At 72.0% G+C, this 17,838-nt stretch carries 21 protein-coding genes and 1 pseudogene; 9 read left to right on the top strand and 13 right to left on the bottom strand.

The window, feature by feature from the left end; all coding sequences use genetic code 11:
- Positions 1–71 precede the first annotated feature (71 nt).
- Positions 72–473 (bottom strand): annotated as a pseudogene (locus K1T35_RS48750) (MFS transporter); the annotation flags it as partial.
- A gap of 103 nt (positions 474–576) precedes the next feature.
- Here K1T35_RS48750 and K1T35_RS09455 point away from each other — a divergent pair.
- Positions 577–1,320, top strand: a complete 744-nt coding sequence (locus tag K1T35_RS09455) for a helix-turn-helix transcriptional regulator (RefSeq protein WP_220262493.1) — start codon at positions 577–579, stop codon at positions 1,318–1,320.
- A gap of 23 nt (positions 1,321–1,343) precedes the next feature.
- Here K1T35_RS09455 and K1T35_RS09450 read toward each other — a convergent pair whose 3' ends face one another.
- Positions 1,344–1,703 (bottom strand): nuclear transport factor 2 family protein, encoded by a 360-nt coding sequence (locus K1T35_RS09450; protein ID WP_220259784.1) that lies wholly within the window; start codon positions 1,701–1,703, stop codon positions 1,344–1,346.
- A gap of 15 nt (positions 1,704–1,718) precedes the next feature.
- The gene (locus K1T35_RS09445) at positions 1,719–2,204 is read right to left on the bottom strand and encodes a cupin domain-containing protein (protein ID WP_220259783.1); all 486 of its coding nucleotides are present in this window, start codon (positions 2,202–2,204) and stop codon (positions 1,719–1,721) included.
- An 89-nt stretch (positions 2,205–2,293) separates the two neighbouring features.
- Here K1T35_RS09445 and K1T35_RS09440 point away from each other — a divergent pair, with 89 nt between their 5' ends.
- The gene (locus K1T35_RS09440) at positions 2,294–3,331 is read left to right on the top strand and encodes a helix-turn-helix transcriptional regulator (protein WP_220259782.1); all 1,038 of its coding nucleotides are present in this window, start codon (positions 2,294–2,296) and stop codon (positions 3,329–3,331) included.
- Here K1T35_RS09440 and K1T35_RS09435 read toward each other — a convergent pair.
- Both K1T35_RS09435 and K1T35_RS09430 read right to left on the bottom strand, forming a co-directional pair.
- Complete coding sequence (locus K1T35_RS09435) at positions 3,317–4,318, bottom strand: hypothetical protein (protein WP_220259781.1); 1,002 nt, start codon at positions 4,316–4,318, stop codon at positions 3,317–3,319. The two genes, K1T35_RS09440 and K1T35_RS09435, sit on opposite strands and share 15 nt — an antisense overlap.
- 109 nt (positions 4,319–4,427) lie before the next feature.
- The gene (locus K1T35_RS09430; RefSeq protein ID WP_220259780.1) at positions 4,428–5,039 is read right to left on the bottom strand and encodes a TetR/AcrR family transcriptional regulator; all 612 of its coding nucleotides are present in this window, start codon (positions 5,037–5,039) and stop codon (positions 4,428–4,430) included.
- 58 nt (positions 5,040–5,097) lie between these two features.
- Here K1T35_RS09430 and K1T35_RS09425 point away from each other — a divergent pair, with 58 nt between their 5' ends.
- A complete protein-coding gene (locus K1T35_RS09425; RefSeq protein ID WP_220259779.1) occupies positions 5,098–6,324 on the top strand; it encodes a cytochrome P450 in 1,227 nt (408 codons plus the stop codon).
- 4 nt (positions 6,325–6,328) lie between these two features.
- Here K1T35_RS09425 and K1T35_RS09420 read toward each other — a convergent pair whose 3' ends face one another.
- Positions 6,329–7,378 (bottom strand): cation diffusion facilitator family transporter, encoded by a 1,050-nt coding sequence (locus K1T35_RS09420; RefSeq protein WP_220259778.1) that lies wholly within the window; start codon positions 7,376–7,378, stop codon positions 6,329–6,331.
- A gap of 50 nt (positions 7,379–7,428) precedes the next feature.
- Positions 7,429–8,070 carry a TetR/AcrR family transcriptional regulator gene (locus K1T35_RS09415; RefSeq protein WP_220259777.1) on the bottom strand — a complete coding sequence of 214 codons (642 nt, stop codon included), beginning with the start codon at positions 8,068–8,070 and terminating at the stop codon, positions 7,429–7,431.
- Between the two features lie 236 nt (positions 8,071–8,306).
- On the opposite strand from K1T35_RS09415, the gene K1T35_RS09410 reads away from it, so the two are divergent.
- Genes K1T35_RS09410 through K1T35_RS09400 form a run of 3 tightly spaced genes read left to right on the top strand, consistent with a single transcriptional unit; the run spans position 8,307 to position 10,555 of the window.
- Positions 8,307–8,567, top strand: a complete 261-nt coding sequence (locus tag K1T35_RS09410; protein ID WP_220259776.1) for a hypothetical protein — start codon at positions 8,307–8,309, stop codon at positions 8,565–8,567.
- A gap of 33 nt (positions 8,568–8,600) precedes the next feature.
- On the top strand, positions 8,601–9,116 hold the full coding sequence (locus K1T35_RS09405) for an SRPBCC family protein (protein WP_220259775.1): 516 nt from the start codon (positions 8,601–8,603) through the stop codon (positions 9,114–9,116).
- Entirely contained in the window at positions 9,116–10,555 is a 1,440-nt protein-coding gene (locus K1T35_RS09400) for an MFS transporter (protein WP_220259774.1), read from the top strand. Before K1T35_RS09405 ends, K1T35_RS09400 begins: the two co-directional genes overlap by 1 nt.
- A gap of 4 nt (positions 10,556–10,559) precedes the next feature.
- On the opposite strand, the gene K1T35_RS09395 is transcribed toward K1T35_RS09400, so the two are convergent.
- Both K1T35_RS09395 and K1T35_RS09390 read right to left on the bottom strand, forming a co-directional pair.
- Complete coding sequence (locus K1T35_RS09395) at positions 10,560–10,841, bottom strand: YggT family protein (RefSeq protein WP_220259773.1); 282 nt, start codon at positions 10,839–10,841, stop codon at positions 10,560–10,562.
- 65 nt (positions 10,842–10,906) lie between these two features.
- Entirely contained in the window at positions 10,907–11,743 is an 837-nt protein-coding gene (locus K1T35_RS09390) for an SDR family oxidoreductase (RefSeq protein WP_220259772.1), read from the bottom strand.
- A gap of 101 nt (positions 11,744–11,844) precedes the next feature.
- Here K1T35_RS09390 and K1T35_RS09385 point away from each other — a divergent pair, with 101 nt between their 5' ends.
- Positions 11,845–12,555 carry a hypothetical protein gene (locus K1T35_RS09385; RefSeq protein ID WP_370645333.1) on the top strand — a complete coding sequence of 237 codons (711 nt, stop codon included), beginning with the start codon at positions 11,845–11,847 and terminating at the stop codon, positions 12,553–12,555.
- On the opposite strand, the gene K1T35_RS09380 is transcribed toward K1T35_RS09385, so the two are convergent.
- The gene (locus K1T35_RS09380) at positions 12,527–13,696 is read right to left on the bottom strand and encodes a glycosyltransferase (RefSeq protein ID WP_220259771.1); all 1,170 of its coding nucleotides are present in this window, start codon (positions 13,694–13,696) and stop codon (positions 12,527–12,529) included. The two genes, K1T35_RS09385 and K1T35_RS09380, sit on opposite strands and share 29 nt — an antisense overlap.
- Before the next feature lie 188 nt (positions 13,697–13,884).
- Here K1T35_RS09380 and K1T35_RS09375 point away from each other — a divergent pair, with 188 nt between their 5' ends.
- The gene (locus K1T35_RS09375) at positions 13,885–14,535 is read left to right on the top strand and encodes a TetR/AcrR family transcriptional regulator (protein ID WP_220259770.1); all 651 of its coding nucleotides are present in this window, start codon (positions 13,885–13,887) and stop codon (positions 14,533–14,535) included.
- Here K1T35_RS09375 and K1T35_RS09370 read toward each other — a convergent pair.
- Together K1T35_RS09370 and folP are read right to left on the bottom strand one after the other, a co-directional pair.
- Entirely contained in the window at positions 14,517–15,254 is a 738-nt protein-coding gene (locus K1T35_RS09370; RefSeq protein ID WP_220259769.1) for a dihydrofolate reductase family protein, read from the bottom strand. The two genes, K1T35_RS09375 and K1T35_RS09370, sit on opposite strands and share 19 nt — an antisense overlap.
- Positions 15,254–16,129, bottom strand: coding sequence for a dihydropteroate synthase (gene folP / locus K1T35_RS09365; RefSeq protein WP_220259768.1), 876 nt, complete (start codon positions 16,127–16,129; stop codon positions 15,254–15,256). Before folP ends, K1T35_RS09370 begins: the two co-directional genes overlap by 1 nt.
- A gap of 201 nt (positions 16,130–16,330) precedes the next feature.
- Between folP and K1T35_RS09360 the strand changes: the two genes are divergently transcribed.
- Positions 16,331–16,717: an SCO5389 family protein gene (locus K1T35_RS09360; RefSeq protein WP_220259767.1), complete on the top strand. Its 387-nt coding sequence runs from the start codon at positions 16,331–16,333 to the stop codon at positions 16,715–16,717.
- Positions 16,718–16,808: 91 nt separating this feature from the next.
- Here K1T35_RS09360 and K1T35_RS09355 read toward each other — a convergent pair whose 3' ends face one another.
- Complete coding sequence (locus tag K1T35_RS09355; RefSeq protein ID WP_220259766.1) at positions 16,809–17,807, bottom strand: AraC family transcriptional regulator; 999 nt, start codon at positions 17,805–17,807, stop codon at positions 16,809–16,811.
- Positions 17,808–17,838 lie beyond the last annotated feature (31 nt).

The raw sequence follows: 17,838 nt of genomic DNA, 5'->3' as shown, positions 1-17,838 counted from the left end.
AGCACCACGGGGACATTGACAAGGAAGACCAGCCGCCACCCGCCGGACGCCACGAGGAACCCGCCCAGCAGCGGCCCGGCCGGCAACGCCAGCGACGACACGCCCGCCCAGATCCCGAGTGCCTTCGCTCGGGCGGCGCGGTCGGGAAAGGCGTCGGTGATCACCGCAAGGCTGCCGGGCAGCAGCAGGGCCGCCCCGACTCCCTGCACGGCACGCGCCGCGATCAGGGTGCCGGACCCCGTCGCCAGCCCACAGGCAGCCGACGACACCCCGAAGATCCCGAGCCCGGCGAGCACCACGCGGCGGTGCCCGACCCGGTCGCCGACGGTGCCGCCAGCCAGCAGCAGGCCGGCGATGGCCACGGCGTAGGCGTCGACGATCCACTCGGTGGCCGCGGGGTCGGCGCCCAGCCCGCTCGCGATCGACGGAAGCGCGACGTTGACGACCGTGACGTCGAGCAGCACCAGGAACATCCCTACGCACATCACTGCAAGCACAGCCATCGGTCCAGGGTGACCCGCCGACACTTCACCGGCGGCCGAAGTGTCGGCGGGCGAGACTGGATCCATGACCCAGGTGATCGGTGAGCGGGACGTCGCGGCGATCGCGCGGCTCTTCGGCGATCCCGCACGGGCGCGCATCCTCATGGCACTCGCCGACGGGCGGGCGCTCGCCGCGTCCGTGCTCGCGGACGAGGCGGGTGTGTCGCCCTCGGCGACCAGCGCCCACCTCGCCCAGCTGCGCGAGGCGAACCTCGTGGTCGTCGAGCAGTCGGGCCGGCACCGCTACCACCGGCTCGCCCGCCCGGAGGTCGCCGAGGCGCTCGAAGCGCTCGCCACCCTCGCCCCCACGCAGCCGATCCGGTCACTGCGCCAGCACACCCGCGCCGCCGCGCTGCGCAACGCCCGCACCTGCTACGACCACCTCGCCGGGCGAGCCGGCGTCGAGGTCACCGCTGCGCTCGTCGAACGCGGTGCCCTCGAGACCACCGACGGCGTGCCCGACACCCGACGCCGCGAGGGCGACGCCCTCTCCGCGCCACTGCCGGACCACCCCTACCGGCTCGGGCAAGAGGCGGAGCCGGTGCTCGACGCCCTGGGCGTCGACCTCGACCAGCTCCGCGCCCAGCCCTCCCGGCGTCCGCTGCTGCGCTTCTGCCTCGACTGGAGCGAGCAGCGCCACCACCTCGGCGGACGCCTCGGGGCGGCGCTGCTCAACGCGCTTCTCGAGCGCGAGTGGGTCAGGCCGACCCACAGGCGCCGCGTCTTGGACCTCACCGACCCCGGCGCCCGCGCTTTACACGACAAGTTGGGGTTGTGATCGCCACGGGGTTCATGTGGATCTCACCCCGGCGCGAAGACCGGGCTGACGTCGTAGAAGACGCGGTAGTCCTCGATCCGGTCGTCCACGTCCACGCGCCAGATCGAGACCACGGGGATCGTGACGTCCTTGCCGTCGTGCCGGGTGTAGGTGACGTCGGTCTCGGCGATGGTGTCGGCACCGACTGTCCAGACGGTGCGGACGGAGTGCCGGATCTTCCGGATCGCGCCGAAGAAGGCGGTGGCTCCGGCGATGATGGCCTCGTGGCCCACGAAGGGGTCGGCGTTGCCAAACCGCATGCGGGCGTCCTCGGCGAGGAGGGGCACAATTGCGGCCGGGTCCATCGAGTCGACGGCGCGGAAGACGGTCTGGGCGTTCGGCATGCTCGGCTCCTGTCGTCACATGGGGATCTCGGCGCCGAAGCCGGCCGAGATCGAGGCGATGCGGGGTGCGTCGGCCGGGTTGAACGGTGGGGAAGGCTCGCCAGAGCGGGCGGGAATGCCGACGTCGCGGAAGAACCCCTCGAAACCGCCGGGCGAGACGAGGATCAACGCACGCGCGGGGAACACGCCGGGGTTGGTGAAGCGGTGCACGTTGCCTCGCGGTAGGTAGACGTAGTCGCCGGTGCCGGCCAGTACCGTCTGCTCACCCGCGGTGAACTCGAGCTGCCCGTCGAGGACGTAGAACGCCTCGTCCTCACGGGTGTGCTGGTGCGGTGGCGGCCCGCTTCCCGGTGGCACCGAGGCTTCCACCAGGCCGTACGCCCCGCCGGTGATCTGCGCGGGCACCTTGACCGTGTAGGTGTCGCCCACCACCCAGAAGGCGTCGCCGTCCGCGGCCCGGACGCACCTGACGCCCGCCGTCTCAGCTTCTCTGATCGACATGACGGCGACGGTATGGACGAGCGGCGGTGGGCAGCCATACCACTTTCCTGGTGTTCTCCCGAGGGAGCGGCCCGTGTGACCATGCGGTGGTGAACCACCGCACCCGCGAGCGGGCGTTCGACCGGATGACGAAACTCGTCGGCACTGGCCTGGGATCGTCGGAGCTCATCGACGAGGCCACCGCCCTGCTCGCCGCGGCCTTGCCCCACGACTCGGCGTGCTGGCACACGATGGACCCGGCCACCCTGATCGAGACCGGGTTCGCGGCCAGGAACATGCCCGCGGCCGACGAGAGCGTGGCCCGGTTCGCGTTCCTGCCCGACGATTACAACTCACACGCCAGGCTGGCGCGCGGGAAGCGGCACAGCGGTGTGCTCACCGACGCGACGGGTGGCCGGCCGGACCGCAGCGTGCGCTACCGGGAGCTGCTGCGTCCCAACAACGTTCTGGGCGAGCTCCGCACCGCGCTCGTGATCGACGGTGCGTGCTGGGGCAGCCTGTCCCTGTTCCGGGAGGCGCCTCGCGACTTCACCCTCGACGAGCGGGACTTCGCACACCAGCTCGCCTCTCTGCTGGGGCGGGGCCTGCGTACCGCAGGCGTCCGCGCCCGGTCGTCCGGCGCCGGGGCTGCACTGTGGCCCGGCGTCCTCCTGCTCGACGAGCGCAGCCAGGTCGTGTCGATCACGGAGCCGGCACGGTGGTGGCTGGAGGAGCTCGGCACCGGCGACCCGGCCCACGACCCGCTCCCGTTCGCCGTCCTCGCACTCTCCGAGCGGGCCCGCACCGACACGGGAACCGGCGTGAACCTCGTCGGAGCGTCCGGTCGATGGGTGTCGATGCACGCCGCCCCCGCCACCGGCGGGCAACCGGGGCACGTCGCCGTCGTCATCCAGGCCACGCCCCCGACGGCGATCGCCCCGCTCATCTCCGCCGCGTACGGCTTCACCGCACGGGAGCGCGAGCTGGTCGAGCTCGTCCTGCAGGGCTGCAGCACCCGCGAGATCGCCGAGCGCCTGTTCATCTCACCGCTCACCGTGCAGACCCATCTCAAGTCGGTGTTCGCCAAGGCCGGGGTGCGCAGCCGACGGGAGCTGGTCGGCCGCGTCCACGGCTCATCCGGCGTGTAGTGCGAACTCGCGGCGGGCCACCGCGTGCCGGCCCCCGGACGAGACCCGTCGGCGCGCGGTCACGACGGTGAGCAGCGCCAGCAGGGCGGTCACGGCCACGGTCGCCCCGAACGCGGCCCACGTGGCGGTGTCGGGGTGCACGAGCGACTGCCCGCGCAGCGCCTGCCAGGCCGTGATGACGAAGATCCCGGTGTAGCCGAGGATCACGACGCCGGTCAGCTGCGCGCGCACGCGCTCGCTACGCAGCCACGTCACCCGGGCCGCGAGGGCCGTGAACACCAGCAGGGCGAGCACGAAGACCTGGATGGCGTGCAGTCCGATGAAGTGCGGGACGCGCAGGTCACCGCCGACGGTGCTCCAGTTCGTGATCGGCATCCCGGCACCGTCGGGCGCGCCGACGCCGTGCGCCCCCGACAGCGTGACCGGCCGGCCGTAGGCGTCCTCGACGGTGCGGGCACCCTCGCTCGATCCCGCGATGAAGAACGCCACGCCCATCCCGAACACGGCCAGCGCGATCCCCGCGCGCAGCGACCAGGTGAGCGCCCGCTCGCCGACCCGCTGGAACAGCAGCATGGCGGCGATCAGCAGGCTCGCGCCGAACAACCCGATCACGCCGGACTTGAAGACCTCCTGGCCGACCGCGTTGAACGTGTCGGTGTTGGTGTTGAAGTGGCTGTACGTGCCGCGCGCGGCCTGGATCGCGATGAACGCGACGTCGACGAGCCCGGTGACGGCGAAGACGGTGCCGAGCGTCCACATGGTGCGGCGGGCCCTGCGCAGCATCGGCAGCATCCAGGCGAGCGTCGCGCCGTAGAGGAGGAACGACACCCCGAACTTGAACGGCTTCGCCCAGATCGACTCGTTCAGGAGCTGGCGGTCGTCGACGACGAGGCCGACACCCGCGACGGCGACGAGGCAGGCCATAGCGGCCACCATGATCATGAGCGGCCGGTGCCACGACCGGACCTCTGAGACGGTGATGGACAAGGGATCCCCCAGCTGGAGCGGGCCGTGTGCGACTCCGCCAATGCTGGTCGCGCCGAGGGGGAAGATCTCTGGAGCGCACCGGCGTCCCGGGGGTGGGGAGAACCCCCGCTCACCCGAGGGCGGCCTCCAACCGGGCGAGGGCCTCGTCCATGCGACCCGAGGGGTCCGCGCCCTCGGCATCCGCGCTGTCGAACAGCACCCCCAGGCCGACGCCGAACACCGCGTCGACGAGCACCCGGAGCTCCGGATCGTCCTGGCCCCGGCCGGCGCGCTCCGCCACCACCTCACGCAGCAGTCGTCTGCCCTTGAGCATCAACCCCAGGTTCGCCGACCAGAGCTCGGGGACCGTCACCATCAGCAGGTCCCGCTCGTGGCGGGCGGCGCGCTCCTCCGGTGACAGGCCCTCGAACACCGCGCGCACGGCGGCTCGGATCGCGGCAACGGGATGCAGGTCGGCCGGCTGCGCCGCGAGCGACCGGGCGGTCGCCTCGGCCAGCGAGTAGTAGTCGTCGAGAACGGCGAGGTCTTCCTTCGTGGGGAAGTAGCGGAACACCGTGGCCGCCGCGACATCGGCCGCCGCGGCGATCTGCTCCACCGTGGTGGCGTGGTAGCCCTGCTCGCCGAACAGCCGCAGGGCTTCTCGCTGGATCGCGGTCCTGGTCCTGGCCTTCTTGCGCTCCCGAAGCCCGGCAGCGCCCCGCGTGCTGGTCACGGCGCTCATTGTCCACTGCGACCGATAGTGATAGACAACCCTCAAATGAGAGCTTACCCTCAAATCCATGTCAGCGGCCCAGCACCCGGGACGTACCCCGGTCACCCTGCCCACCGGGCGCACGCCCGGCTGCCCCTACGACCCACCCGCGGAGCTGGCGCGGCTGCGCACCGACGATCCCGTCACCGCGCTGGCCTACCCCGACGGTCACATCGGCTGGCTGGTCACCGGCTACGACGCGGCGCGCACCGTGCTGACCGACGCCCGCTTCAGCACCCGCCCGGAGCTCAAGCACTCGGCGCTGGGGGCCGTCGCGCGCCCAGGTGGTCCCCGGCAGCCGGCTGCCCCGGGTTGGTTCATCAACATGGATCCGCCGCGGCACACCCACTACCGGCGGCTGCTCACGGGCCAGTTCACCGTCCGCCGCATGAGAGTGCTGGAGACGCGGGTCGGCGAGATCGTCGACGAGTGCCTGGACAGGATGGCCGCGGCCGGCCCGCCGATCGACCTCGTGGAGGCCTTCGCACTGCCGATCCCCTCACTCGTGATCTGCGAGCTGCTGGGCGTGCCGTACGCCGACCACGGGTTCTTCCAGCAGCAGTCCACCGCCATGGTCAGGTTGGACAGCACGCAGGAGCAGGTCACGGCGGCAATGGGCCGGCTGACCGAGTACCTGCGCGAGCTGGTGCGTACCAAGCGAGCCCGACCGGCCGACGACCTGCTCGGCGGCCTGATCCGGGAGGCGGAGCTGACCGACGAGGAGCTGGCCAACATCGCGCTCATCCTGCTCGTCGCCGGCCACGAGACCACCGCCAACATGCTCGCCCTCGGCACGTTCGCGCTCCTGCTGCACCCCGAGGAGCTCGCCGCGCTCCGCGCCGACCCCGGCCTCACCGACACCGCTGTGGAGGAGCTGCTGCGCTACCTGTCGATCGTCCATCTCGGTGCGCCCAGCCGGGCCGCCCTGGAGGACGTGGAGCTGGACGGCCGGCCGGTCGCCGAAGGCGAGACGGTGACGCTGTCGCTGCCCGCCGCCAACTGGGATCCCGCGGAGTTCCCCGAACCCGACCGCATCCGCCTCGAACGACCCAACGCCCGCCGCCACCTCGCGTTCGGCCACGGCGTGCACCAGTGCCTCGGACAACAACTCGCCCGCATCGAGCTGCGCATCGGCTACCGAGCGCTGTTCGAGCGGTTCCCCTCCCTGCGTCTGGCCGAACCGGCCAGGGACATCCCGCTCCGCGAGAACGCGGCCGTGTACGGCGTGTGGCGGCTCCCGGTTAGCTGGGACTGACCCTTCAGCGCGCGATGCCTCCCGGTTCCAGCGCACCGGGGTGATGGGCGATGGCGGCGTGGTGGTCGCCCGCGCTGTCCGGACCGACGTGCACCGTGGCCGCCACGAGCCTCGGGACGTCGTGCAGCAGCCGGTGCTGGACGGCTGTGGCGATGTCGTGGGCCGCGACGACGTCCAGGCCCGCGTTGACGGCGATCCCGACCTCGGCGCGCACCCGGTGCCCCGACCAGCGCAGCCGCAGCTCCTCCACGGCAACGACGCCGGGAACGGCGCGGACGGCGGTCTCGGCGGTGTCGACGAGGGCAGGGTCGACGGCGTCCATCAGCCTTCGGTAGATGTCGAGGGCCGCGCCGCGCAGCACCACGAGGATCGCGACCGTGATCAGCAGCCCGACGATCGGGTCGACCAGCGGGAAGCCTGCGAGCACGCCGAGCGCGGCCGCGACGACGGCGAGCGAGGTGAAGCCGTCGGTGCGGGCATGCAGGCCGTCGGCCACCAGCGCCACCGAACCGATGCGCCGCCCCACCCGGATGCGGTAGACCGCGACGAGCTCGTTGCCTGCGAACCCGATCACCCCGGCGGCGAGCACCGCCCAGACGTTCTCGACGGGCCGCGGCTCCAGGAGCCGGTGGATGGACTCGTAGCCGGCGACGACGGCGGAGAGCGCGATCATCGCCACGATGAACACCCCGGCGAGATCCTCGGCGCGCCCGTAGCCGTAGGTGTAGCGGCGGGTGGCCGCGCGGCGGCCGAGTACGAACGCGACCCACAGCGGCACCGCCGTCAACGCGTCGGAGAAGTTGTGGATCGTGTCGGCCAGTAGCGCGGCGGAGCCGGACAGCGCCACGACCACCAGCTGCGCAAGCGCCGTGGCCCCCAGCACGAGCAGGCTGATCTTCAGTGCCCGGATCCCGTCGGCGCTCGCCGCGAGCGCCGCGTCGATCGAGTCGGCGGCGTCATGGCTGTGCGGGCGCAACACCTCCCGCACCCGCCCCCGGAACGAGTGCCCGTGCCCATGTCCGTGCCCGTGCCCTTCCACGGTTCGAATCTCCATGACGCATTCGCAATTCGCAAGGAAAGCGCGGAAATGCAAGAACCTTGCACTCAGCTCTTTCCCGCAGGTGCACTACTGGTGTTTCCGAGACTGCTGATCAGCAGCGCGAGCTGCTCGGCGTAGCGCTCCACCAGCTCGGGTGAGCTCGCGTCGACACCGAACAGGCCGCGGGCAAGGTGCGGGTAGACGGCGAGGGCGTTGGCCGCGCTCATCGTGATGAGGTGCAGCGCTGCCGGGTCGAACCGGTCGTCGATCTCGCCCGCCCGCTGGCGCTCGCGGATCGCCTCCACCTCGTGGCGGAGCCGGGCGTCGCGCTCCCGCGTCTCCTCGTCGTCCTCGCCGGTGTCGGCGAGCCCCTCCCAAGCCAGTAGCCGCCCGCCCCGCTCGACGCTCGCCAGCACGTACCGCCTGATCATCTCGGCGAGGGGCGTGTCGTCGGGGATCGCGTCGGCCTCGTAGGCCCGCCACCGCCTGCCCACCTCGCGGTACAGACCTTCCTTGCTGTCGAAGTAGTACGCGATGAGCTGCTGGTTCACCCCGGCGCGCGCGGCGATCTCGGACACCCGGGCCCCGGCGAGCCCCTTGGCCGCGAACTCCGCGGTGGCGGCCTCGAGGATCCGGGCCTTGGTGCGCTCGGGGTCGCGCTGCCGCTCGTTCGGGGCAGGCGCCCGTCGCCCCTTGCTCGTGGTCACCCATGCATTCTGCCGAGATCCGGGCAGGCGCCCCGACCAGGGCACTAGGGCGATCCCGCAACGATCAGTGCCTCATGATCCATCCGAGAGGCGGCGAATTGCCCCGCCGAGGGCGTTCATCGTCATCCCACAGCGATCAACCGCCAATGATCGATCCGAGGTGAAGGTGAAACGCCCTGAAGGGGGCGCTGAGCCGCACTTCGGAACGACCATGGCGGTGCCGGCCATCAGCAGGCATGAGGACCCTCGACCTACCCGCCCCGCCGCTCCCCGCGGACGTGCGCGAACGTGTGCTGGGGACCATCATCGCCACCACCGGCCTCCGAGCGACCGAACTGCTCGTGGCGGCGGCAGCGGTGGCCGTCACGCTCGCCGTGATGATCCCGGTGGCGCTCGCCGACGACGTGGCAGGCATCAATCCGCTCGCCCGGCCGGCACCAGCCTCGCTTCAGTCCACGTGGGATCGGAGCCCGCACTCTCGCCCCTACTTGCCTTGACAGTTATATACCTGAAGCGGCATGCTCGGTGCTATGACAGACCACGGAACCTTCGTCGATTTCGACGGCCGGCCGGCGGTCCGCTTCGAGCGCACCTACCGGCACCCACCCGAGCGCGTCTGGTCGGCGATCACCGAACCGGGCGAGCTCGCCCACTGGTTCCCCGCCAAGGTGTCGCTGGAGCCCCGCGCCGGTGGCGCGATCGAGTTCAGCGAAGACCCGAACGTCGAGCCGAGCTCGGGCCGGATCGTGACGTTCGACCCGCCCCGGCTGCTCACCTACACGTGGGGCGCCGACGAGCTGCACTTCCGGCTCGAGCCCACCGGCACCGGCGGATGCACGCTGACGTTCGTCAACGTGCTGAGCGCGCGCGACGCGGCCGCCCGCAACGCAGCAGGCTGGACGGTCTGCCTCGCCGAACTGGACAAGCACGTCTCCGGGGCGATCGCCGACGGGCCGCACAGCGCCACTGCCGAGCCGTGGGAGCCGCTCTACGACGACTACGTGGCCGCGGGCATGCCCGCAGGCGCGCCGATACCGGGCCGCTGATGTCCCAATACCAGGACATGCGACCAGCACCGGTCACGCGTGGTGCGTGGCTGGTGCTGGCCGCCACCGCGCTCGCGGGGATGATGGACGGGATCGACGCCACCGCACTCGCGGTGGCCAACCCCGTGCTTGCCCACGACCTGCACGCCAGTCTCCCGGCGCTGGAAGCGCTGACCGTCGGCTACATGCTGGCCATGGCGATGGCACTGGTCCCGGCCGGCGCGCTCGCCGACCGGATCGGCCACCGTCGCGTCTTCATGGCCGGGCTGGCCGGGTTCGTGATCAGCTCGCTGTTGGTCGGCCTGTCCGGGTCGGTGTCGTGGATCATCGCGCTGCGTGTGCTCCAGGGCGCGTCGGGAGCCATGCTCGCCGCCAGCTCGCTGGCCCTGCTCCGGCACGCCTTCACCCCCGAACGGCTCAAGGTCGCCATCGGCCTGTGGAGCAGCGGCCTCGCCGTCGCCGTCCTTGCCGGACCGTTCATCGGCGGCGTGCTGGTCCAGTACGTGCACTGGCGGGCGATCTTCTTCGTGAACGTGCCCATCGGCGCCCTCGCGTTCACCCTCGTGCTCCTCTCGGCCACGCGCGACGCCCGCCACCCGCACCCGTCCCGGTTCGACGCCGCGGGCGCGGCCCTGCTCACCTGCGCCGTGTTCACGCTCGTCGCGGGCATCACCCGGGCCCAGGTCGACGGCTGGTCGTCCGCGGTACCTCTCGCCGCACTGGCCGCCGCGGCGGTCCTCACGGTCGCGTTCGGCCTCCGCGAGCGCCGCGCGCGCGACCCGCTGCTCCCGCCCGACGTGGTCCGGACCCCTCGCCTCACCGTCGCACTGGCCGTGATCATGGCGGCGGGCCTTGCGCATTTCGGCACGGCGTTCTACTACGCGCTCTACCTCCAGCAGATCCGCGGGCTCACGCCGGTCGCGGCGGGCGCAGGGCTGCTGCCGCTGATCGGGCTCATCGCGGTGGGCGCACCGGCCAGCGGCCTCCTCAACCGCCGCTACGGCCCTCGCCTACCCATCATCGGCGGGCTCGGTCTGCTGTGCGCCGGCCTGTGCGGGCTGTCCGCATTCGGCGCCGACGCCCCGCTTCCCGTCGTGCTCGCCTGCGTACTGCCCATGGGCCTCGGGATCGGCCTCGCCCAACCCACGGCAGTGGAGGTCGCGATCAGCGCGGCGCCACCCGCGGTCGCAGGCCGGGTCGCCGGTCTCCAGCAGACCGTCCTCATGATCTCCGGCAGCCTCGGCGCCGCGATCTTCGGGTCGATCATCGCGGCGAGCGCGCCCGAGTTCGCCGACCACGCGGTGGCCGTCGACGCAGGTCGTTACCTCACCGGATTCGGCCATGCCACACTGCTCGGCGCGGCCCTCACCCTGCTGGCTACCGCAGTCGCGGCCGCCACGTTCCGTACGGCGGCAACCGCGGCCACCGCTGCGTCGTGACGGGTCAGAGCCAGAGCACGATCTGGCGCAGTACGACCGCGCCGAAGAAGACCACGATGAATGCCAGGTCGATGCCCACGGAACCGAAGCGGACCGGCGGCAGGACCTTGCGCACCGGAGCCAGCACCGGTTCGGTGACGGCGTGCGTGACGCGCTGGGCGGTGCGGCGCCACTGGGGTTCGGGGCCCGATGACAAGACCCCGACCCAGTCGACCACTGCCCGTGCGACCAGCACGATCTGGAAGAGCAGCAGCACCGTGCCGAGCAGTGTTCCGATCGCGGACATCCCGATCTCCTCCCGTTGCCTGACCGGAGAACGTCGAGGAGGACGGCAAAGTGTCCGGATCGTCCTCAGCGGAAGGCGTCGCGATGTGCGATCGCCCACTCCCGGAACGTGCGACTGGGGTGTCCGGTGACTCGCTCGACCATGTTCGTGACGGTCGCGGGCACACCGACGGCCGCGGCGGTGACGTCCAGCAGCACCTCGAGCACCGCCTCGGGCATCCACTCCGGGCGTCGCTCCAGCGCCTGCTCGCGGGTGAGCTCGTCGATCGCGATCGGGGCGCCGCGCACCTCGGCGAGTACGTCGACCATGCCGCGCTGGGACACCGACTCCCGCCCGGTGAGCACGAGCATCCGGCTTCGGTGCGTGGGACGCGTCAGGACATCGGCGGCGACCTCCGCGACGTCGTCGATGTGGATCGGGTTGACCTGGGCGTCCGGGTGGGCGATCCCGACCCGCCCGCTGGTGCGGATCTGCTCGCTCCAGTCCCGTCGCGCGTTGGTGGCGAGCCAACTCGGGTAGAGCACGGTGTGGCTCAGCCCGGATTCCTGCACTGCGCGTTCCACGGCGCGGTGCACGAGCCCGATGATCCGGTCGTGCTCGTGCACCTCGTACGACGCGGGTGAGGACAGCAGCACGACGTGCTGGACCTCGGCCTTGCGGGCGGCCTCCAGGAACGCGTCCACGGAACCCCCGCGCACCGGATAGAGGAACGCCGTCTCGACGCCGTCCAGCACCTCGGCCGCGCCGCGCGGCTCGGTGAGATCCAGCCGCACGGGCTCGACGCCCGCGGGAGCGGACGAGGGCGTGCGGCTCGAGCCGCGTACCCGGTGACCGGCCTCGACGAGCTTCGTGGCGACCCGGCTCCCGATGCTGCCGTGCATTCCGGTGACGAGGATGGTCACGTGTACCTCCACAAAGTATGTTTGCGCGCAAAGATACTTTAGGTACAGAACAGCCGTCAATCCCGGTGGACGAGTAGGGCCGTGGCCGGCGGGAACCCCGGATGGTGATGCTGGAGCAGCGCGTGGCAGAGCCGGTCGATCCTCCGCGCCAGCGCGGGATCGGGATGATCGTGCCGCTCGACTTCGGGCTCGATCGCGAGCTGTGGCGCTGGGTCCCCGAAGACGTGTCGCTCCACGTCACCCGCCTGCCCGTCGCGGCCCGCGAGATCAACGTCGGGAGGGCGAGGGCACTCGCGGACCCGCGTGCCGTGGAGCGGGCCACGCGTGACCTGCTCTCGCCGGGACCGGAGGTCGTCGCCTACACGTGCGCGGCAGGCAGCTTCGTGAACGGCAGGGCGGGGGAAGGCGCGCTGCGGGAGGCGATGCTCGGCGCCGGCGCGCCTGCCACCTGCACGACCTCGGGCGCCTTGGTCGACGGGTTGCGGCGCCTCGGGCTGCGCCGGCTGGCGCTCGTGACCCCGTTCGGCGACGCGCTCACCCGCAAGCTGGCCGGCTTCCTCGCCGACCACGAGGTGCAGGCGGTCACGACTACCCGGCTCGCCGAGGCGACGGAGCGGCAGCGGGTGCGGGATCACGAGGACGCCGACGCGGTTTTCGTCTGCTGCACCAACGTGCCGACCTACGACCTCATCGAACCGCTCGCGGAGGCGTTCGGAAAGCCGGTGCTGACGGCCAACGAGGTGCTGATGCACGCGGCGCTGCGCGCGCTGGGCGCGCCCGTCGTCAACCCGCGGGTACCGTCGCCGCGCTGACGGGCGCACGGCCGGCGCGGGTCAGCACCTTGTCGTAGAGCCGCAGGTAGCGCTCTGCCATCCGGGCCGGCGTGAAGCGGCGAGCGGCCTCCCGGCGGCACTCGCCCGGATCCAACCGGCCCGCGACGTCGACGGCGGCGGCGAGCGCGTCCTCGTCACCGGGGTCGACCAGCAAGCCGGTACGGCCGTGCTCCACCAGCTCGGGGAGGCAGCCGCGGCGGTACCCCACCACCGGCGTGCCCAGCGCGAGTGACTCGACCACCGCGGTACCGCCCGGTTCGTCCCAGTCGATCGGGAACAGCGCCGCGGCGGCGGAGGCGACGAGCTCGTCCCGCGCCGCGCCTGCGACGGTGCCCATCCAGCGCACGCGGTCGCCGTCCACCAGCGGCTGGACGTCGTCCCGCCAGTACCGGACGTCCGGGTTGTCGCCGTCGGCGCCGGCCACCTCGCAGGGGCGGTGGCACGGGCCGACCGGGCCGGCGAGCACGACGTCCCGGCCCGTGCGATGGGCGATGCGGGCGGCCACGTCCTGCCCCTTGTACCGGGTGACCCGGCCGAGCACGACGAGGTGGTCACCCTTGCGGGGCGCCGGCCGGCGCTCCGCGTCCACCGCGAGCGGGGTGGACAGGTGCACATGGCCGACGCTGAGCGCGCGCAGCGCCCGAGGTGCGCGGGCGAGCTGCGCGAACGAGACCCCGTTCACCCATAGCCCGCCGCCACCCTCGATGGACCCGTACAGCGCGGGATGCTTGCCCAGGTCCCAGTGGAGGGTGTGCAGCACCGGAGGCGCGTCCCGCCCGAGCGCACCGAGCACCGTCGGCCCGAACGCCTCCTGGTGGTCGTGCACGAGCGTGATGTCATCGCGCCGGCGCAGCTCGGTCACCACCCGGTGCAGGTGTGCCGCCGCAACCCCCATCACGCGGTTGAACGGGCATTGCAGCTGGGCGAACTGCCCGTCGTCGAACACGCCGATGCGCTCGTCGACGGGCAGCGTGCTCGTTCCGACCGTCGCCAGCACGACGCGCACGCCGCGCTTGCGCAGCTCCGGGACGAGCGCCGCCACCACGTTCTCGATCCCGCCGTAACCCGGCGGCGGCACGGCGAGCCACGGGCCCGCATTGACCAGGACGGTGATGCCCACGGGCAGCGGATTCCCCCTTCGGCCCGAGCGAACCGGTATCCGACGACGATGAGACGGATGGACGAAGGCGACTCACGCGGACGCCATGCCCGGTTCGGCCTGGTGCGCCATCAGCCGGCCGTAGCGGCCCCCGGCGCCCCTTCTCGTCGCGATCATGGACGTCCGTCCCCGGCCGTTACGATCGCACCGTGCCTCGAGCCGACCTGCCAGCTCAGCCGCGGCAGCGCTCCGGCAGCCCGCGCACCAAGCCCGCCGCGCAGCGCCGCCGCGACCTGCTGGACGCGGGGCTCGCGGTGTTCGTCGAGAAGGGCGTCGCCGCGGCCACGCTCGACCACGTCACCCAGCGCGCCGGCGTCGCGAAGGGCACCTTCTACCTGCACTTCGACTCGAAGGAACACCTTCTCGCCGCGCTGCAGGCCGACTTCGAGCAGAGGCTGGTGGAGCGCATCGACGCCCGGGTGGCGGACGCGGGCGAGAGCTGGGCGGCCCGGCTCCACACCTGGGTGGACGCCGCGCTCGCCGACTACCCGGCCGACCGTGCGCTGCACGACGTGCTCTTCCACCACCCGGTCCTGCCCGACGACGCGAAGGGCGTGCACGCGGAGCGCGACCTCGCCCACAGCCTGACCGACGTGATCGAAGGCGGCATCGAGGCCGGAGCGTTCAACACGGCCGACCCGCCGCTCACGGCGATGCTGCTCTGCAGCGCCCTGCACCTGGCGTTCGACCGCGTCTGGCACCAGGACGTGCCCTACGAGACCGAGCGGCTCTCGGCCGGGGTGCGCGAGCTCTTCCGCAGGGCACTCGCCGTGGATCAGGATCAGCGCAGCACGCCGTAGCGCATCATCAGCGTGTCGCTCTCCGCGACCACCGAGAGCAGCTCGAGCCGGGCCGGCTCGATCTCGACGCCGGTGGCGATCCGGCCGACGACGCCGGACACGAGCGTCGGCGAGACGGTGAGCCGCAGCTCGTCGACGAGATCCGCCGCGAGCAACGCACCGAACAGGTGCGCGCCGCCCTCGGAGTCGACGCGCTCGAGGCCGTGCGCGGTGAGCGCGTCGACCGCCATGCGCAGGTCGACCTCCCGCTCCCCCGCGATCACGACGGTGGCGCCTGCCGCGGCCCACGCCTCGCGCTTGCGCACGGGCGCCGACGCGGTGGTGATCACGAAGCTGGGCACGACCGCCTCGGTGACGACCGGCGCGTCCTCCGGCAGGGACCTGCCGGTGGTGACCACCGCCGTCGGCGGGATCGGGGCGAGTCCGTGGCGCTCCCGGCGAGCCGCGGTCTCCTCGTCCGGGTGCACGCCGCGGAACTCCTCGACCATCGCCGTGGTCGCCCCCACCAGCAGGACGTCGGCCAGGTCGCTGCCCAGCCGCAGCACCCGCTGGTCGGGCTCGTTGGACAGCTCCTTCGCCCGCCCGTGCAGCGAGACGGCGCCGTCCGCGCTCGACACGAAGTTGACGCAGAGCCAGCGCTTCGCCGGGTAGGTGTAGAGCCGTTCGAGGCGCTCGTCGTCGAGCTCGCCGTCCTCCCGCGGCGGCCAGATCTGGCGCATCAGGCGATCCACTCCGACGCCATGGCGGGCGGCCGCCCGTCGAAGACGCTGGCGACGATCTCGAGGGCGTGCCGGGTGGGCTCCACCTCGTGGGCCCGGAAGACGCGGGCCCCTGCCTGGGCCGCGATGGTGGTGGCGGCGAGCGTGCCGGCCATTCGCTCACCGAGCCCGACGTCGAGCGTCTCACCGACGAACGTCTTGTTGGACAGCGCCATGAGCACGGGCCACCCGGTCTCCACGAACCGCGGCACCGCACGCAGCAGCTGCAGGTGGTCGGTGGTGTTCTTGCCGAACCCGGTGGCGTCGATCAGGATGCCCTCCCGCGGCACGCCCCTGGACTCGGCCAGCTCGGCGAGCTCCACGGTGTAGTCGAGGACGGCGGAGACGACGTCGTCGTAGTCGGGCCGGACGGGTACGGCGCGCGGCTCGCGGCCCCCGGTGTGGGTGCACACGTAGCCGGCACCGAACTCCGCGGCGACGTCGATCAGCTTGGGGTCGAACCCGGCCCACGCGTCGTTCATCAGGTCGGCACCGGCCCGGCAGGCCGCGGCGCCGACCTCGTGCCGCCACGTGTCGATGCTGATGACGATGTCCGGGTACCGCTCGCGGATGTACTCGACGGTCGGGACGACCCGGCGGATCTCCTCCTCGACATCCACGTCGTCCCCTGGGCTCGCGGCCACGCCGCCGATGTCGATCATGTCGGCGCCCTCGGCGACGGCCCGGTCGATGGCGGCCTTCGCCGGCTCGTCGTCGAACGTCGCGCCCCGGTCGTAGAACGAGTCGGGGGTCCGGTTGACGATCGCCATGACCAGCGCGCGGTCGCGCACCGGCCGGCGCCCGCGTATCACCAGATCGCCCGCCGTGTCAGCCATGCGGCCGACTGTACGTGTCGATCGTGCCCGCGAGCATGAGCTGCAGGATCGTCGACGGATCACGGACGCGTCCTGACTGTCGGATAAGTCCACGTGCGAATTCGTGCATGCTCCGGAAGCTCGCCTGATCGGGTGTTTTCACGATCCGTCGGACGCCGTAGCGTTTGCCCGCGTCCAGTTCGCTCGAGCTCGGGAGGTTCGGTGTCGCTGACGGTTCCGGCAGCCTTGTTGGAGAAGGCTCAAGAAGGGACAGTCGAAGACGAAGAATTCGTGGCTTGCATCCGCGAGTCACTTCCATACGCGTGGTCGATGGTGGAGCGCCTGGCGAAGGAACTGGAGGCGAGCGGCGCGCCGTCCGCGCAGAACCTGGAGGTTCCGCCCGACGAGCGCGCCTGGGGTGAGGTCTTCCGCCTGGTCGGGAGCGACTCCATGCGGGGTGCCGTGCAGCGCCACTTCGGCGTGCAGCTGGCATTCCAGAACTGCTGCCGCGTCGGCTTGTTCCGTCCGGATGCCACCGCGGAGTACGAGGAATTCATCTCGCCCCGCGCGCAGCTGTTGAACCAGAAACCGGAGCTGCTCAATTGCTGAGTTAATGCGCGCTGCGTGGGGTCTTCGCAGGGTCCGCGGGCTCTGCGAAGGCCCCACGCGGCGCGCGTACTTGCTTATCGCGCGTACTCGCTCATCCCCGCCGGAGCGCGCGCGGGGACTGCCCGAACCAGCGGCGGCCCGCCCGGCTGAGGGCGGACTGCTCGGTGAGCCCGACGAGGGCGGTCACCTGCGCCAGCGGAAGATCGGTCTCGGTGATCAGCCGCAGGGCCGCGTCGCGGCGGACGTCGTCGAGGATCGCCTCGAAGGTGATCGACTCGGCGGCCAGCCTGCGCTGCAACGTCCGGGGATGCATGGCGAGCAGGCGGGCGACGGCGGAGATCGTGATCGGGGACGTACCCAGCGCCCGCGTCAGCAGCAGCCGCACCTCGTCGCCGACGCTCCGGCCGGGGCCGGTGAAGTGGGTGGCGAGGTAGTCGAGGGTGATGTCGCGCAGCACTCGGTTCGCGCCGGGGAGCGGTGTGGCCAGCAGCCCGCCGGGGACGCGCAGCACGGCGGCGGGACGCTCGAACCGGACATCGGCGCCGAAGAACGCCGCGTAGCGGGAGACGGGCGCGATCGGCGGGTGCGGGAGATGAGCCGCGCGCAGGCCGTAGGAACCGTCGTGCAGCTGCGTGATGATCCGGTGGAAGAGCCCCAGCGCGTGGTCGGCCGCCTGTGGCCGCGGCGGCTCGCCGACGTGCTCGTAGAGCAGCCCCACCACGCCGGCCACCCCGTCCGGATCCGGGATCCGGTCCACCCGGGAGCCGGGGCTGTGGGCGAACAGGAATCGGCTCGCGCAGTCGAGCGCCTCCCCGAAGGTGGGCGAGCTCTCCAGTGCGAGGGCGAGTGGTCCGAGTACCCCGATGTCCTGCTGCTCGGCCATCCGCAGGCCGAGATCCGGGCACGCCAGCTCGGTCGCCGCGAGCTCCAGCGCGGCGTCGGCCGCCCGCGCGGGGAGCAGTGCGTCATCGCTGGCGATCGCGCCGTCGGGCACGCGGACGCGCGCCAACACCGCCTTCCCGTCGCCGCCGAGGCGGTCGACGAGCTCGGGGAACCCGCGCAGCACCGCGGCCCGAACGACTGAACCCATGTCGCACAAAGGTAAACACTTGTCGCCTGAA

This window comes from Pseudonocardia sp. DSM 110487, from assembly GCF_019468565.1.
Lineage (GTDB): Bacteria > Actinomycetota > Actinomycetes > Mycobacteriales > Pseudonocardiaceae > Pseudonocardia.
Note: the sequence above shows the minus strand (reverse complement) of the source record. Positions and strands in the feature narration are given on the sequence as shown.

Bases quoted from the DNA above. Each gene is read 5' to 3' on its own strand.
- K1T35_RS09430 (WP_220259780.1), bottom strand. From the start codon at position 5,039: ATGAGCGCCGTGACCAGCACGCGGGGCGCTGCCGGGCTTCGGGAGCGC.
- K1T35_RS09395 (WP_220259773.1), bottom strand. From the start codon at position 10,841: ATGTCCGCGATCGGAACACTGCTCGGCACGGTGCTGCTGCTCTTCCAG.
- K1T35_RS09445 (WP_220259783.1), bottom strand. From the start codon at position 2,204: ATGTCGATCAGAGAAGCTGAGACGGCGGGCGTCAGGTGCGTCCGGGCC.
- K1T35_RS09370 (WP_220259769.1), bottom strand. From the start codon at position 15,254: ATGCGCCAGATCTGGCCGCCGCGGGAGGACGGCGAGCTCGACGACGAG.
- K1T35_RS09400 (WP_220259774.1), top strand. From the start codon at position 9,116: ATGTCCCAATACCAGGACATGCGACCAGCACCGGTCACGCGTGGTGCG.
- K1T35_RS09425 (WP_220259779.1), top strand. From the start codon at position 5,098: ATGTCAGCGGCCCAGCACCCGGGACGTACCCCGGTCACCCTGCCCACC.
- K1T35_RS09450 (WP_220259784.1), bottom strand. From the start codon at position 1,703: ATGCCGAACGCCCAGACCGTCTTCCGCGCCGTCGACTCGATGGACCCG.
- K1T35_RS09355 (WP_220259766.1), bottom strand. From the start codon at position 17,807: ATGGGTTCAGTCGTTCGGGCCGCGGTGCTGCGCGGGTTCCCCGAGCTC.
- K1T35_RS09405 (WP_220259775.1), top strand. From the start codon at position 8,601: ATGACAGACCACGGAACCTTCGTCGATTTCGACGGCCGGCCGGCGGTC.
- K1T35_RS09420 (WP_220259778.1), bottom strand. From the start codon at position 7,378: ATGGAGATTCGAACCGTGGAAGGGCACGGGCACGGACATGGGCACGGG.
- K1T35_RS09410 (WP_220259776.1), top strand. From the start codon at position 8,307: ATGAGGACCCTCGACCTACCCGCCCCGCCGCTCCCCGCGGACGTGCGC.
- K1T35_RS09385 (WP_370645333.1), top strand. From the start codon at position 11,845: ATGGTGATGCTGGAGCAGCGCGTGGCAGAGCCGGTCGATCCTCCGCGC.
- folP (WP_220259768.1), bottom strand. From the start codon at position 16,129: ATGGCTGACACGGCGGGCGATCTGGTGATACGCGGGCGCCGGCCGGTG.